This window comes from Micromonospora sp. WMMD730 (assembly GCF_049178955.1).
Taxonomy (GTDB): domain Bacteria; phylum Actinomycetota; class Actinomycetes; order Mycobacteriales; family Micromonosporaceae; genus Micromonospora; species Micromonospora wenchangensis.
The window spans coordinates 2,721,820-2,736,170 of sequence record NZ_JBMHML010000002.1 but is presented as its reverse complement, the minus strand read 5'-3'; the positions used below and the strand labels follow the sequence as shown (position 1 = coordinate 2,736,170).

Below are 14,351 nucleotides of genomic sequence, written 5' to 3'. Positions count from 1 at the left end.
GGGCCCGGCATCCATCGGGTGGGGGCCGCTCAGGCGGTGGCCGGCTGTTCGGCCGGAGTGGCGTAGCGGCGCGCCAGGTAGCTCTCCTGCGCCATCCGACGCATCGCCTCGAAGGCCACCTCCGACAGCACGTTCCAGACCGCCATCGCGGTGGCGGAGTGCGCCGACTCGTACTGGAACTCGTGCGTCACGATCCGCTCCGCGCTCTCGGCGTGCTCGCTGAACAGCTCGATGTCACAGTCGGCGTCCAGTTGCTGCAACGCGGTCAGCACGTGGGCGAGGGTGTCGCGGCCCGGGGAGGCGGCGTCGACCTCCCAACCGAGCCGGTCGATGAACGCGTCGACCTGGACCCGGGCCGGCCCGACGTCCGGCGCGTCGTCCTCCTCGGGCTGGTCGGGGAAGAGCGCCCAGATGGTGGCGCGGCACTGCGCACCCAGGGCCAGTCCCTTGTCGTCGAGGGCGGCCAGTACCCGGCGCACCGAGGACAGGCTCAGTCGTCCGATGCCGGCCAGCACCCGGATCAGCCGGAGCCGGGCGAGGTGCTCCTCGCCGTACTCCGCCTGGTTGCGTGCGGTGGGGCGGCCCGGTTGCAGCAGCCGCTCCCGGATGTAGAACTTGATCGTCGGAAGTGGAACACCACTGATCCTGGCCAGATCTGAGATGCGCATCCGTCCCCCCAGGGTACCGGTGGCCACCCCCGGACGCCGTCTGCGGCGGGACTCCGCCGCCCGGCAGCGGGCGGCCCGAACGTGAACGGCGGCGGCACCGCCGTGAACAGCGGACGCCGGGAAGCACGGCAGGTGGCGGCCGTCGGCGCAGCCGCGACGACGGGGCCGCAACCGCCCGTGGGCACGACGGTGGTGCCATGGGCAGGGCGGGCACCTCGGGCCGTACCGGCCGGGAGGGTCGCCGCGCATCCGGGACTCATCGCACCTCCCCCCAGCACGATGAGCAACCTGAAAGTTGCTCAGAGGAATAGTAACCAGCATGGCCTGCGCGCCGGTTATTCGATGTTGCTGAACACGCTTCGCGGTTGGGTGCCGAACGCCACCCTTCCCGGCAAAGCTATTGGCGTTAGCTTTTCGGCTAGCTAAGCTAGCTTCATGACGGACTCCCGGACCAGCACCCACCCACCGACCCGCTACCTGCACCGCCCCCAGGGCCGCGTCGCCTACGACCTGCAGGGCGAAGGGCCCCTCGTGGTGCTCGTCCCCGGCATGGCGGAGCTGCGCTCGTCGTACCGGTTCCTCGCCCCGGCCCTGGTCGCCGCCGGCTACACGGTGGCGACCACCGACCTGCGCGGCCACGGCGACAGCGACACCACCTTCACCTCCTACGGCGACCCCGAGACCGCCTCCGACATCAGCGCCCTGATCGACGAACTCGGCCGGCCGGCCGTCATCGTGGGCAACTCGCTGGCCGCCGGCGCCGGGGTCATCGTCGCCGCCGAGCACCCCGGGCAGGTCCGCGGGCTCGTGCTCGTCGGGCCGTTCGTCCGCAACCCCCGGCAGCCGCCAGGCATGCGGACCCTCCTCCGGGTGCTGACGTCCCCGCTCTGGGTGGCAGGCGTCTGGAAGGCCTACCTGCCCACCCTGTACGCCGGCGCCAAACCCGCCGACTTCGCCGAATACCGGGCGGCCGTCGTCGCCAAGCTCCGCCAGCCCGGCTACGGCACGGCGTTCTCCCGCACCGCGCGGCAGACCGACCACCGGCCCGCCGAGGCGCGGCTGGCCGAGGTCGACACCCCCGTGCTGGTCGTCATGGGTGAGCGCGACCCCGACTTCACGGACCCGGCGGCCGAGGCGGCATGGATCGGCGAGACCCTGCGCGGCGAGGTGGTCATGGTGCCCGAGGCCGGCCACTACCCGCAGTCCCAACAGCCCGGACGGACCACCGCGGCGGTGCTCGACTTCCTCGCCCGGATCACCACCCGTGCCTAGGGTCGGCCTCACCACCGACACGGTCGTCGCACGCGGCGCGCACCTGCTCGAAGCGCACCCGCAGGACGAACTGACCCTCGCCGCGCTCGCCGGGAGCCTCGGCGTCCGCGTCCCGTCGCTCTACAAGCACGTCGACGGCCTCCCGGGACTCCGCCGGGGCATCATGCTGCGCGCCAAGGCGAACCTGGCCGCGACGCTCGCCGAGGCGTGCGTCGGCCGGGCCCGCGACGACGCGGTCCGCAGCCTCGCCACCGCCTACCGCAGGTGGGCCCGGCAGAACCCGGTGCAGTACCCGATGACCGTCCGGGCACCCGGCCCCGACGACGCCGAGGACCAGCGGGTGAGCGACGCCGCCGTCCAGGTGGTCTACCGGGTGCTCGTCGGCTACCGGCTGCTCGGTGACGACGCGGTCGACGCCACCCGGCTGCTGCGCACGGTCCTGCACGGCTTCGTCAGCCTGGAGACCGCCGGCGCGTTCGCGCTCCCCGCCGACCTGGAACGCAGCTACGACCGGGCCGTCGAAAGCGTCGTGTCCGCCCTCGAGAACTGGAAGGGCCGGTGACCGCCCCGCCCGCCCGCACCCCACCACCGGCCACCCCGGTGCCCGTCCTCTACCGCGTCGAGGGCGCGGCCGTCGCCGCGGCGGCCGTCGTCCTCGTCGTGCTGGCGGGCTTCGCCTGGTGGTGGCTGTTCGCCCTGTTCCTCGTCTTCGACCTGTCGATGCTCGGCTACGCCGTCGACCACCACGTCGGCGCGATCGTCTACAACCTGGGACACACCTACGTCGCCCCGTTCGTCCTGCTCGCCGGGTACGGCCTCGCGCACGCGCTCGACGCGACCGGGTGGACACCGCTGGCACTCGTGGCGGCCTGCTGGTTCTTCCACATCGGCGTGGACCGGGCACTCGACTTCGGGCCGCGCCCGCTGCGCTGACCCCGTCGCCGACGCCGCACCCGCGCTCACCCAGGGTCACACCGACGACGACACGCGGTGTCCACCTGCGCGACGGTGTCCCTGTCGTCCGCGAGGATGGCCGACGGGAGACGGGCACCCGACTCGCTGGTCAGCCCGCACACACGGGCGTCGCGGGATGTGGCGTCCCCCGAGGGGAGCAGCGGTGACACTGTCGGACAGGCTCGCACCGGAGGTCGGGCGGCTCCGGCTCGGCGACGAGCTGAGCGTCAACCGGTTGGGCTTCGGCACCATGCAACTGCCCGGCCCCGGCGTCTTCGGCCCCCCGGACGACCACGCGGGCGCGCTGGCGGTGCTGCGCCGGGCGGTCGAGCTGGGCGTCAACTATCTCGACACCAGCGACTTCTACGGCCCGCACGTGACCAACGACCTGATCCGCGAGGCGCTGCACCCGTACCCCGACGACCTGGTGATCGGCACCAAGATCGGGGTGGAGCGCGACAGGTGGGGCGACTTCGTGCCCGCCGGCGCGCCCGACCAGCTGCGTCGGCAGGTGGAGGAGAACCTGCGCCGGTTGGGCCGGGACCGGTTGGAGCTGGTCTACCTGCGCGTCGGCGGGGACGGGCTGCTGCGTCCGGGCGACGTCCGGTTCTCCGAGTCGTTCGCGATGATGGTGCGGCTACGCGAGGAGGGCCTGATCGGCGACGTCGGGCTCAGTGGCGTCACCGTCAGGCAGCTCGACCAGGCGCGGGCGACGATTCCGATCGCAGCCGTGCAGAACCGGTTCCACCTGCTCGACCGGGACTGCCTCGACGTGCTGCGGCGGTGCGCCGAGGAGGACATCGCCTTCGTGCCGTACTTCCCGCTGGCGGCGGGACTGCTCGGTACGCGGCACGGGCGGCCGCCGCTGCCGTTCGGGCCCGAGGTCAGCGCCGCGCAACGCCGTACCGTCGACGGGATCGCCGACGCGCACGGTGCGACCCGCGCGCAGGTCGCCATCGCCTGGCTGCTGGCCTACTCGCCGACCGTGCTGGTCATTCCCGGCACCAGCTCGGTACGGCACCTGGAGGAGAACATGGCCGCCGCCCGACTGCGGCTGACCCCGGCGGACCGCGCCGCGCTCGACGCCCTGGCCTGACCCCCCAACCCCCGGCACCCACCCCCCGCCCCGGCGTCCGCCGCCGAACCCCGTTGATCAAGAGGTTCGCGTCAACTTGAAGATCATCGGTGACGCAAACCTCTTGATCAACACCGCGAGGGCGGGGTCAGTCACGCGAGGGCGGGGTCAACACCGAGAGGGCGGGCGGGGCGGATGGGCGGGGTGGGGCGACGGGGTCAGGTGGGTGGGGCGGCGACGCTGGCCCGGTGGACCAGGGTCGGGGCGATGGTGTGCCGCTCCACCACCCCCGGGCCGGCCTCGATCTGCCGCAGCAGCATCGCCAGGCCGGCGCGGGCCACCGCGTCGAAGTCGGGCCGCACGGTGGTCAACGGCGGGATGAAGTACGCCGCCTCCGGCACGTCGTCGAAGCCGACCACGCTAATCTCCTCCGGCACCCGACGCCCGCGTTCGCTCAACGCCCGCAGCACCCCGAGCGCGAGGTGGTCGTTGGCGGCGAAGATCGCCGTCACCTCCGGCATCCGGGCCAGCATCTGCCCGCAGCGGTAGCCGGACGCGGCGCTCCAGTCGGCCGACAGCACCGGCGGCACCTCCGCGCCGGCAGTCCGCAGCGCCGATCGCCAGCCCTCGACCCGCCCGGCGCTGTCGAACCAGTCCGCCGGGCCGGAGACGTGCCACACCGTGCGGTGCCCGGCGTCCAGCAGGTGCCGGGTGGCCAGCCCGGCCCCGGCCGCCTGGTCGACGGTGACCAGCGCCGCCTCCCGGGCCGGATCGCCGTCGACGGTGACCAGCGGCACGCCGTGCGGCAGGTGGTCGAGCGCCTCGTCGGCGGAGGCCACCGGGGCGATCACCACGATGCCGGCGACCCGGTGGTCGAGGTGCCGCTCCACGGCGGCGGAGATGGACCGCCGGTCGAGGGTGCTGACGCTGCCCACGCTGACCGCGAACCCCGCCGACGCGGCGGCCTGCTCCAGGGCGGCCAGCAGCGACGCCGGCCCGTAGAGGGTGCTGTTCTGGGCGACCACCCCGATCAGCTGGGAGCGGCCCGTGACCAGTGCCCGCGCCGCGCGGTTCGGCCGGTAGCCCAGCTCGGCGATCGCCGCGCGGACCCGGACGCGGGTCTGTTCCCGCACGTTCGGGTGGTCGTTGAGCACCCGGGAGACCGTCTGGTGGGAGACTCCCGCGAGGCGGGCGACGTCCGTCATCGCAGGACCACGCATGGGGGTCATTATCCACCGGGCCGGCCCCGCCGGACGCCGGTGTCCACGCTGCCCGGGGACCGGAAGTTCCGGTGGCACGGGCCACCTTGCCAAGCCGGGGACAGGCTAACGATACTCATGGATGTTCCTGAGCCGGACATGATCGAGCGCCGGGCAGCCTCGATCGGCGCAGCCGCACGTCCGCGAGCCTCCGGAGGAACCGTCCCATGAGATCCAGGATCAAACTGTTCGGTACCGCCCTGGTCGCCGCCGCGCTCACCGCGTTGGCCGCGATCGCCGCCCCCACCCCCGCCTCGGCGGCGACGCTGACCCAGGTGACCAACTTCGGGGCCAACCCGAGCAACCTGCAGATGTACCTGTACGTGCCGAACACCGTGGCGGCCCGTCCGGGCCTGCTGGTGGCGGTGCACTACTGCACCGGCAGCGGCCCCGCGTTCTACTCCGGCACCCAGTACGCCGCCCTGGCCGACCGGTACGGCTACATCGTCATCTACCCCTCGGTGACCCGCAGCAGCAAGTGCTTCGACGTCTCCTCCCCGCAGGCGCTGCGCCGCGACGGGGGCAGCGACCCGGTGGGCATCAAGTCGATGGTCGACTACGTCCGGTCCCGGTACGCCGTCGACCCGAACCGGATCTTCGCCACCGGTACCTCGTCCGGCGCGATGATGACCAACGTGCTGCTCGGCGACTATCCGGACGTGTTCGCGGCGGGCGCGGCCTTCGCCGGGGTGCCGTTCGGCTGCTTCGCCACCACCGACGGCTCGGAGTGGAACAGCCAGTGCGCCAACGGGCAGGTCACCAAGACCGCGCAGCAGTGGGGCGACCTGGTCCGCAACGCCTACCCGGGGTACACCGGCAAACGGCCCCGGATGCAGTTGTGGCACGGCACCAACGACGAGACGCTGCGTTACCCGAACTTCGGCGAGGAGGTCAAGCAGTGGACGAACGTCCAGGGGCTGAGCCAGACGCCGACGTTCACCGACACCCCGCAGGCCGGCTACACCCGCACCCGGTACGGCGGTAGCGGCGGCACCGCGCCGGTCGAGGCGATCAGCATGCAGGGCGTCACGCACAACCTGCCGGTCGACGCCGCCCAGGCGATCCGCTTCTTCGGCCTGGACGCCCCGCCGACCACCACCCCGCCGCCGACCACCACTGCGCCGCCGCCCACGACCACGCCGCCGCCGACCACCACGCCGCCGCCGCCCACGACGACGCCGCCGGTGCCGACGACCACGCCGCCGACGCCGTTCCCGCCCACGCCGACCACGCCGGGTCCGGGGGCCGAGTGCCGGATCGCCTACACCGTGAACGCCTGGAACACCGGCCTGACCACCGCGATCACGATCACCACCCTCAGGGACACCGGGATCAACGGCTGGAACCTGGCGTTCACCCTCCCCGCCGGGCAGACCATCACCAGCGGCTGGAACGCGACCTACTCGCCGACCAGCGGAGCGGTCACCGCCAGCAACGTCTCCTACAACGCCTCGATCCCGCCGGGCGGCTCGGTCAGCATCGGATTCCAGGCCAACCACACCGGCAACACCGCGAAACCGGCCTTCTTCACCCTCAACGGCTCCCCCTGCGCGGTCGTCTGACCGCCGCCGCCACTGGCGGTGATCAAGAGATTGGCGTCACGAGAGCCGATCCGGATGACGCAAAGCTCTTGATCACCGCCGCGCCCCCCTTCCCCGTCCGCGCGACAACCGGCCGGCCGGTTGTCGCGCGGACGGGCGGGGTGGGTTGGGGTGGTTCGGTGGATGTGGGGGTACGGGCGGATCGATAGGGTGACGGTGACGGGGGGTCGCCCGGGGTCGCGGGCCGGGGTCGCCGGCCGCGCGGGGACGGGCGGCGGTGCGCAGCCCGGTGGACCAGCCGCGAGCCGACCGTGCCGTCGTCACCACCGAGCGTCCACAAGGGAGCGTCTATGCGTCTGACTCTATCGATGAAACTGGTGCGGCACCGGTTGCCCGCGTTCGCTCTCGGCCTGGGCGCGGTCACGCTCGTCGCCACCCCCGCCGCCGCCGTGCCGGCGGTCGGCCACCCGGCGGGCCCCGCCACGGGCGTCGTCTCCGCAACCGCCCGGTCGCAGGCCGCCCGCGCGGCGGGCTGGACGCCGGTGCCGGGCACGGCGCAGGCCCGGTCCGCGCCGGCCACCGCCACCTACGGTGGTGAGCTGCACGTCTTCGTGCAGGGCCCCGACGGGCAGGTACGGGTCAACCGGTACGACACCAACCCCGACTCCTGGTCCGGCTGGTCCACCGTCCCCGGTGACGCCATGGCGACCTCGGCACCGGCGGCGGCCGTCTACGGCGGGGAACTGCACCTGTTCGTGCAGTCCGACCAGAAGGTCCGCACCAACCGGTACGCCCTGGACACCGGCACCTGGTCCGGCTGGAGCACGGTCGGTGGCACCACGTCCGCGTCGTCGGCCCCGTCCGCCACCGTCTACGGCGGCCAACTGCACCTGTTCGTCCGGGGCGCGAACGGCAAGGTCCGCACCAACCAGTACACGCTGGACACCGCCGCCTGGTCCGGCTGGGCCACCCTCGCCGGCCCGACCGGTGCCAACTCGGCCCCGTCCGCCGCCATCTACGGCGGATATCTGCACGTCTTCGTCCGGGGCACGAACGGCAACGTGCGCGCCAACAGGTACTCGCTGTCCACCGGCGCCTGGTCGGGGTGGAGCGACGTGCCCGGCACCGCGCGTGCCGCGTCCGCGCCGGCCGCCCTGGTCTACGGTGGCGGGCTGCACGTCTTCGTCCGCACCGGCGGCGACGACCTGCGCACCGCCTGGTACCTCCAGGACTCCGGCGCGTGGACGGCCTGGAGCACGGTCGACGGCCCCGGCCAGACGATCTCCGCCCCGGCGGGAAGCGTCTACGGCGGCCTGGTGCGACTGTTCGTCCAGGGCGCCGACGGCGAGGTCTACCAGGGTCAGCCCTGACGGTTGCCGCTGCGCCGCCGTCCCGTCCACCGACCCGGTGGGCGGGGCGGCGTCGCGCCGGGGCCGGACGGTGGTGTGCGGAGTCCGGGCCGAACGGTGGTGTGCAGCGTCCCGGGCCGGACGCTGGCGTCTAGAGTCCGGGCATGGATGCGCAGGGGCGACGGGCGGTCGTGGTGGGTAACAGCGACGGTGTCGGGCTGGCCCTGACCCGGCAACTGGTGGCCGCCGGCTGGACGGTCGCCGGGGTGTCCCGCAGCGGCAGCGACCTGACCGCCCCCGGGTACACCGACCATGTCGCCGACGTCACCGGCGACACCTACCGCACGGTGCTGGCCGGGGCGGTCGACCGGCTCGGCGGGGTGGACGTGTGCGTCTACGCGGCGGGGGTCGGTGAGTTCTTCGACCTCGGTGACCTGGCGGCGCAGACCCGGGCGCTGGAGGTCAACCTGATCGGTGCGGCGCGCACCGTGGAGGTGGTCGTGCCGGCGATGGTGGCCGGGGGCGGTGGTCACCTCGTGGGCCTGTCCAGCCTCGCCGACGCCGCCCCGTCGGCCCAGGCCCCCGGGTATGCCGCCGCCAAGGCCGGGTTGACGTCGTACCTGGTGGGGCTGCGGGGCGCGCTGCGGCCGCACGGGGTGCGGGTGACCGTCGTGCGGTTCGGGTTCGTCGACACCAAGATGGCGAAGTCGCCGGTCAAGCCGATGCTGCTCAGTGTGGAGCGGGCCGCCGACGTGGTGCGCGACTGCCTGCGTACCCGGCCGGCGGTCGTCTCCCGGCCCCGCCGGATGGCCGCGGTGGTGCGGGCGGCCGGGGTCGCGGCGAGGGTGGCCGCCCGGCGGTGAGCCGTACCGGCGGGGCGGCCCGGACAGCGCCTTGAATTCGCCGGGACCACCGTGCGATTCTTGTGCGTCGATGAGTGGCCGTGTGCGGGGCCGACCGTCGTCCAAGGGCAACCGGGAGCCGTGGGTTTCCGGGGGACGGCGACAAGTGCGACGAAACGACGTCCGCAGTCCGTCCATCCGTCCCGCCCGCCGTCCCGACGCTCCTCGTGGTGCGACGCCACCCCGACCGGCCGCGGTGCACGGTGGTGACCCCCGAAGGAACCCCGTATGAACAGACTTTCCGCCCCACCGTCGCGCCGGTCGCGTCGCGGCCCGGGGCGCGCGACGGCGCTCGCCGCGAGCCTGCTGCTCGCCACCGGTGGGCTCGCCGTGACCGGCCCGTCGCCCGCCGACGCGGCCGCCGACCCGGTGGCCGTGACCGTCAACGCCAACGCCGGACTGGCCACCGTGCCGGCCACCGCGTTGGGCGTCAACCACGCCATCTGGGACTCCCAGCTCGGCACGGCCGAGACGTCCGACCTGCTCAAGGCGGCCGGTGTGCGGATGATGCGCTACCCGGGCGGCTCGTACGCCGACATCTACCACTGGCGTGACCACACCGCGCCCGGCGGGTACGTCGCCCCGAACACCGACTTCGACACGTTCATGGCCGCCGCCCGGCGGGTCGGCGCGCAGCCGATGATCATCGCGAACTACGGCACCGGCTCCCCCGCCGAGGCCGCCGACTGGGTGCGCTACGCCAACGTCACCAAGGGGTACGGCGCGAAGTGGTGGACGGTCGGCAACGAGAACTACGGCAACGGGCACTACGGCTCGGCCTGGGAGGCCGACGACCACCCCGACAAGAGCGCCAGCCAGTACGCCCGGCTGGTGGTCGAGTACGCCGACGCGATGAAGGCGGTCGACCCCACGGTCAAGGTCGGTGCGGTGCTGACCATGCCGGGCAACTGGCCGGACGGGATCACCGCCGGCAGTGACCCGGGCCCGTGGAACCGGACCGTGCTCTCCATCGCCGGCCCCAAGATCGACTTTGTGGACGTGCACTGGTACCCGGGCGGCACCGCCGCCGAGTCCCTTTCCCGTACGGCCCACATCGACGAGGCGGCCCACCTGCTGCGCGACCAGCTCGCCCGGTACGCCGGCCCGAACGCCGCCCGGATCGGCATCAGCTTCACCGAGCTGAACGTCGGCACCGGGCAGAACACCCAGCCGGGCGCGCTGTTCCTCGCCGACGCCTACAGCGACCTGCTGGAGAACGGCGTCTTCACGGTCCAGTGGTGGAACGTGCACAACGGCATCGGCACCGTCACCGAGGTCGCCGGGCAGACCGACTACGGCGACTTCGGGCTGCTGTCCAGCGGCACCTGCACCGCCGACAACACGGTCTGCGAGCCGCCGCTGAACACCCCGTTCGCGCCGTACCACGCGCTGTCGATGATGAACCTGTTCGCCCGGCCGGGTGACCAGTTCGTCCGCGCCGCCACCGACGAGCCGCTGGTCACCGCGCACGCCGTGCGGCGGGCCGACGGGGATCTCGCGGTGCTGCTGGTCAACAAGGACCCGGCCAACGCCCGTCCGGTCACCATCGACTACGCCGGCTTCACCCCGTCGGACGCCGCGCCGACGACGTACTCGTTGACCAACGGGGCGTCCGGCGTGGTCACCGGGCAGTCGGGCAGCGCCGGCAGCCGGACGCTGCCGGCGTACTCGCTGACCACGCTGGTGCTGCGGCCGTCGTCCCCGGTCACCGCGCACCCCGCGCCGCCGGGGCAGCCGACGGCGAGCGGGGTGACCGACCGGTCGGCGACGATCTCCTGGTCGCCCGCCCCACCGAAGGGCGCCCCGATCGCCAAGTACGAGGTGTACCGGCAGAACGGCACGGTCAGCGAGCAGCTCGGCGAGACCGCCGGCACCTCGTTCACCGTGGACAACCTCGTGCCCGGCACCCGGTACACGCTCAACGTGCTGACCCGCGACACCGCCGGGAAGGTGTCCTGGTCGTCGTCGCCTGTCACCTTCACCACCGCCGGCCCGGCCGACAGCGGCTGCACCGTCCGGCTCACCACCGCCAGCGACTGGGGCAACGGCTGGGTCGGCAACGTCGAGATCGTCAACAACGGGGCGAACCCCGTCGACGGCTGGACGTTGACCTGGACCTGGCCGACGAGTTGGCAGCAGGTCAGCAGCGGCTGGAGCGCCACCTGGACCCAGACCGGGCGTACCGTGACGGTCGCCAGCACCGACGACAACCGGCGGATCGCCGCCGGGGGCAGCACCACTGCCGGTTTCGTCGGGTCCTACAGCGGCCCGAACGTCCCGCCCACCGGTTTCGTGCTCAACGGCACCCCCTGCACGGTGGGGTGACCGGGGCCGGGTGGCCGTCGGCGCAGCGGTGCTGCGGCGGCGGCCACCCGGGGAGCGGTCAGAGACCTGCCGCGTGGGCGGCGGGGGTGCCGCCGACCACCGGAAGAACGATCTTGCTGCTCTTCAGGGCGACCTGGATGTTCGCGGCGGTGGTGTCCGCCTGGCTGGAGTACTGCGGGTAGCTGGCAACGATGATCACGCCGATCCGGTGGCCCGGCTTGAACACGTAGTCCTCGGGCAGCAGCGGGAAGGTGAAGTTGTACGACTCCCCCACCACCAGCGGCACGGCGGTGCGGATCGACTGCCGGTTCTGGGCGTCCATGATGCCCTTGGTGACCAGCTCGTAGTCGGCCGTGGCGACCCGCTTGGCGGTCTGCTTGTAGCAGCCGTCGTCGGTCGGGCTGTTCAACCCCCAGCAGTCCTCGGTGGTCAGGGTGACGATGCCCTCACCGGAGGCCCGGTGCGCCACCCGCTCGTCGGTGCCGTAGTCGACCAGGATCGCCCCGAAGTTGGTGTCGGTCTGGTCGGCCGAGGCCCGCAGCTGCACCGTCGGCGTGCCCGAGATGTGCAGGGGCGCGGTCAGCGGCGCGGACAGGAACGCCAGCCGGTTCAGCTGCACCGTGTCCGGGTTGAGGATCATGGTGTTCTGGCTCTGGGTCCGGCTGTCCTGGAACGCGCCGGTCGCCGGCTTGGCGGTCGGCACCAGCTTCAGGCCGCCGGCCCCGGTGCTGCCGGGCTGGAGGAACACCTCGGTGTCGGCCTTGCCGGGGATCGGCCAGTCGGCGTGGGTCTCCCACACGTCGGCGGCCCGCTCCAGGTCGACCCGGGGCTCGTCCATGATGCCGTTGGCGACCCCGTGCAGCCAGAAGTCGAACCACCGGTGCAGGGTGGACACCCACACCGCGCGTCGCGAGTCGAACGGGTCGACGTGTCCCTCCTGGGAGAGCCACAGCTTGCGCTGGACGTTGTTCTCCGCCAGGGCGTACCAGAACTTGCTGAAGTGGTCCGCGCGGACGTTGTCGTCGTTGAGACCGTGGTAGAGCAGCACGCTGGCGGTCATGTTGGGGACCTTCTTGACGTAGCTGCGCTCGTTCCAGAAGGCGGTGTAGTCACCGGTCTCGTCGCCGTCGGCGGCGGCCATCGCGTCGCGCACCGGCTTGCAGTACTCCCGCCGCTCCGGGTTGGTGACCGTGTTGGCCAGCGACGCCACGTAGCTGTTGCCCCGGGTGACCACCCCGTTGCTGCGTACGTAGTCGTAGTACTCGGTGGGGCCGCTGATCGGCACCACCGTGGTCAGGCCCTTGACGCCGGTCACCGCCGTCGCCATGGCCAGCGAGCCGTCGTACGACTTGCCGATCATGCCCGACTTGCCGTTGTGCCAGTCGGCGGTGACCACCTGACCGGCGGCGTTGCGCGCGGTGGCCCGGCCGTTGAGCCAGTTGATCGCCTGCTTGGCGCTGAGATTGTCCTGGTTGGCGTTGGTGGTGGGGCAGCCGGTGGAGTTGTTGGTGCCCACCATGTCCAGCAGGATCACCGCGTAGCCACGCGGCACGAAGTAGTTGTCGTAGAACAGCGGCCACTTGTCGAGCAGGCCGTCGCCGTCCAGGTCGGCCTTGCACTCGGACTCGTTGCCCCGGCAGACCGTCGAGTAGTACGGGCTGGCGTCCATGATGACCGGCACCTTGAGGCCGTTCGCGGTGGCCGCCGGTCGCATCAGGTCGAACGCGATGATGTCGCGCAGACCGTCGTTGTCGCTGTCGAAGGTGGAGTCGATGAACAGGCGCTCCCGGATGGCGTCGCCATAGCCGAACACCGGCTGGGTGACCCCGTCCTGGACCACGATCGTCGGTCCGTCCGACGCCGCCACCGCCCGTGGCGCCGCGCCCAGGGCGGCGAGCAGCACCGCGGACAGTACGGCCACCCCGGCGCGAAGGGGCGTTCCCATTGCAGCCATGCAGTCTCCTTGAGAGTCCCGAGACCCGGCACGCTATGGGCCGACCGACCGGCATCACCACCTGCACCTGTAGGAACTTTCCCCACGCCGCTCCGACGACACCGACGCGACGACGCCCGTCGTCCGGGTGCCGGCCCGGTCAGCCCCGGTAGCCCCACTGCCGCAGCGGCTTGTCCAGCACCCGCTCCACGGCGGCGAGCTGCGCGACGCCCAACTCCTCGTGGTAGGCGGCCTGCCGCCCGGCGTGGAACCGGTAGCGCCCGAAACCCTTCTCGAACGCCGGTGACCAGTCCAGGCCGAGGAAGTCGAGCATCCGGGCCACCTCGGCGCGCGGGTCGGCGAGCAGGTCCTCGTAGCGCACGTCGAGCCACTGCCCCTCCGGGTGCGCGGCGCGGGCCTCGGCGAAGGAGTCCATCAGCATCTTCCAGCCCAGCGCGGCGAGCACCGGGAACGACCTGTCGTACTCCTCCCACTCCCGGCGCAGGTCGGTCGGCAGCGGCCCGAGGAACCAGTTCTCCGGTCCGCGCCAGCCGTCCCACCAGCCCATCTGGAGCCAGGAGTTGGTCACCGCCCGGCCGTCGCGGACCACGTTGACCACCCGCAGCTCCGGGTAGCCGGCCCGCAGGAACCCGGTGCGCGGCCACCCGGTCACGTGGTGCAGCAGCAGCCGGCAGTCCTGCCGTTCGATCCGGGCGTCGAAGAAGGCCCGCAGCCGCCGCCGCAGGTACGGGGTGAGGTCGTCGGCGCTCAGGTCCCGGCACGGGCGGGAGAAGCCGGCCACCACGTGCCGGTCCAGCAGGTGGTACGCCTCCGACGGGGCGACCCGCAGCCGGCCCTTCTCCAGCAGCCGGCGGCTGTGCCGCAGCGACGTCATGCCCGCCGGGCGGGGGGCGGAACGCCGGTACAGCGGACCGTTGAACCGGCCGGCCAGGTTGAGCCGGGACAGCTTGTCGTCGACCCCGGAGACGAACCCGACCCCGGGATGCCGGGACAGCAACTCCTGCACCAGGGTCGATCCGCACCGCCCGGTGCCCACCACCACCGCCAACATC

The 14,351-nt window shown here is 72.6% G+C and carries 12 protein-coding genes; 8 read left to right on the top strand and 4 right to left on the bottom strand.

Going from position 1 to position 14,351, the window contains the following annotated elements; genetic code table 11:
- Positions 1 to 29: 29 nt before the first annotated feature.
- Positions 30 to 668, bottom strand: coding sequence for a MerR family transcriptional regulator (locus ACN265_RS11845; protein ID WP_420117831.1), 639 nt, complete (start codon positions 666 to 668; stop codon positions 30 to 32).
- Positions 669 to 1,103: 435 nt separating this feature from the next.
- Here ACN265_RS11845 and ACN265_RS11840 point away from each other — a divergent pair, with 435 nt between their 5' ends.
- The 4 genes from ACN265_RS11840 (at position 1,104) to ACN265_RS11825 (ending at position 3,990) form a co-directional block, all read left to right on the top strand.
- On the top strand, positions 1,104 to 1,940 hold the full coding sequence (locus ACN265_RS11840) for an alpha/beta fold hydrolase (protein WP_421407414.1): 837 nt from the start codon (positions 1,104 to 1,106) through the stop codon (positions 1,938 to 1,940).
- Entirely contained in the window at positions 1,933 to 2,502 is a 570-nt protein-coding gene (locus tag ACN265_RS11835; protein WP_421407412.1) for a TetR/AcrR family transcriptional regulator, read from the top strand. Before ACN265_RS11840 ends, ACN265_RS11835 begins: the two co-directional genes overlap by 8 nt.
- Positions 2,499 to 2,873: a DUF4260 family protein gene (locus ACN265_RS11830; RefSeq protein ID WP_421407410.1), complete on the top strand. Its 375-nt coding sequence runs from the start codon at positions 2,499 to 2,501 to the stop codon at positions 2,871 to 2,873. Before ACN265_RS11835 ends, ACN265_RS11830 begins: the two co-directional genes overlap by 4 nt.
- 184 nt (positions 2,874 to 3,057) lie before the next feature.
- Positions 3,058 to 3,990, top strand: a complete 933-nt coding sequence (locus ACN265_RS11825; RefSeq protein ID WP_421407408.1) for an aldo/keto reductase — start codon at positions 3,058 to 3,060, stop codon at positions 3,988 to 3,990.
- Positions 3,991 to 4,187: 197 nt separating this feature from the next.
- Here ACN265_RS11825 and ACN265_RS11820 read toward each other — a convergent pair whose 3' ends face one another.
- Positions 4,188 to 5,189, bottom strand: a complete 1,002-nt coding sequence (locus ACN265_RS11820; protein WP_421407406.1) for a LacI family DNA-binding transcriptional regulator — start codon at positions 5,187 to 5,189, stop codon at positions 4,188 to 4,190.
- A 206-nt stretch (positions 5,190 to 5,395) separates the two neighbouring features.
- On the opposite strand from ACN265_RS11820, the gene ACN265_RS11815 reads away from it, so the two are divergent.
- The 4 genes from ACN265_RS11815 to ACN265_RS11800 all read left to right on the top strand — a co-directional run bounded on the left by ACN265_RS11815 (position 5,396) and on the right by ACN265_RS11800 (position 11,345).
- Positions 5,396 to 6,790, top strand: coding sequence for a PHB depolymerase family esterase (locus tag ACN265_RS11815; RefSeq protein ID WP_421407404.1), 1,395 nt, complete (start codon positions 5,396 to 5,398; stop codon positions 6,788 to 6,790).
- A 329-nt stretch (positions 6,791 to 7,119) separates the two neighbouring features.
- On the top strand, positions 7,120 to 8,139 hold the full coding sequence (locus tag ACN265_RS11810; RefSeq protein WP_421407402.1) for a hypothetical protein: 1,020 nt from the start codon (positions 7,120 to 7,122) through the stop codon (positions 8,137 to 8,139).
- Positions 8,140 to 8,282: 143 nt separating this feature from the next.
- Positions 8,283 to 8,981, top strand: coding sequence for an SDR family NAD(P)-dependent oxidoreductase (locus ACN265_RS11805; RefSeq protein ID WP_421407400.1), 699 nt, complete (start codon positions 8,283 to 8,285; stop codon positions 8,979 to 8,981).
- 267 nt (positions 8,982 to 9,248) lie between these two features.
- Positions 9,249 to 11,345, top strand: a complete 2,097-nt coding sequence (locus ACN265_RS11800; RefSeq protein WP_421407398.1) for a cellulose binding domain-containing protein — start codon at positions 9,249 to 9,251, stop codon at positions 11,343 to 11,345.
- Positions 11,346 to 11,403: 58 nt separating this feature from the next.
- On the opposite strand, the gene ACN265_RS11795 is transcribed toward ACN265_RS11800, so the two are convergent.
- Together ACN265_RS11795 and ACN265_RS11790 are read right to left on the bottom strand one after the other, a co-directional pair.
- Complete coding sequence (locus ACN265_RS11795; RefSeq protein WP_421407396.1) at positions 11,404 to 13,299, bottom strand: CocE/NonD family hydrolase; 1,896 nt, start codon at positions 13,297 to 13,299, stop codon at positions 11,404 to 11,406.
- Between the two features lie 139 nt (positions 13,300 to 13,438).
- On the bottom strand, positions 13,439 to 14,350 hold the full coding sequence (locus ACN265_RS11790) for a sulfotransferase family protein (RefSeq protein ID WP_420115283.1): 912 nt from the start codon (positions 14,348 to 14,350) through the stop codon (positions 13,439 to 13,441).
- Position 14,351 lies beyond the last annotated feature (1 nt).

Excerpts from the sequence above, each read along its gene's own strand:
- ACN265_RS11845 (WP_420117831.1), bottom strand. The coding sequence starts at position 668 with ATGCGCATCTCAGATCTGGCCAGGATCAGTGGTGTTCCACTTCCGACG.
- ACN265_RS11840 (WP_421407414.1), top strand. The coding sequence starts at position 1,104 with ATGACGGACTCCCGGACCAGCACCCACCCACCGACCCGCTACCTGCAC.
- ACN265_RS11820 (WP_421407406.1), bottom strand. The coding sequence starts at position 5,189 with ATGCGTGGTCCTGCGATGACGGACGTCGCCCGCCTCGCGGGAGTCTCC.
- ACN265_RS11815 (WP_421407404.1), top strand. The coding sequence starts at position 5,396 with ATGAGATCCAGGATCAAACTGTTCGGTACCGCCCTGGTCGCCGCCGCG.
- ACN265_RS11810 (WP_421407402.1), top strand. The coding sequence starts at position 7,120 with ATGCGTCTGACTCTATCGATGAAACTGGTGCGGCACCGGTTGCCCGCG.
- ACN265_RS11805 (WP_421407400.1), top strand. The coding sequence starts at position 8,283 with ATGGATGCGCAGGGGCGACGGGCGGTCGTGGTGGGTAACAGCGACGGT.
- ACN265_RS11800 (WP_421407398.1), top strand. The coding sequence starts at position 9,249 with ATGAACAGACTTTCCGCCCCACCGTCGCGCCGGTCGCGTCGCGGCCCG.
- ACN265_RS11795 (WP_421407396.1), bottom strand. The coding sequence starts at position 13,299 with ATGGCTGCAATGGGAACGCCCCTTCGCGCCGGGGTGGCCGTACTGTCC.
- ACN265_RS11790 (WP_420115283.1), bottom strand. The coding sequence starts at position 14,350 with ATGTTGGCGGTGGTGGTGGGCACCGGGCGGTGCGGATCGACCCTGGTG.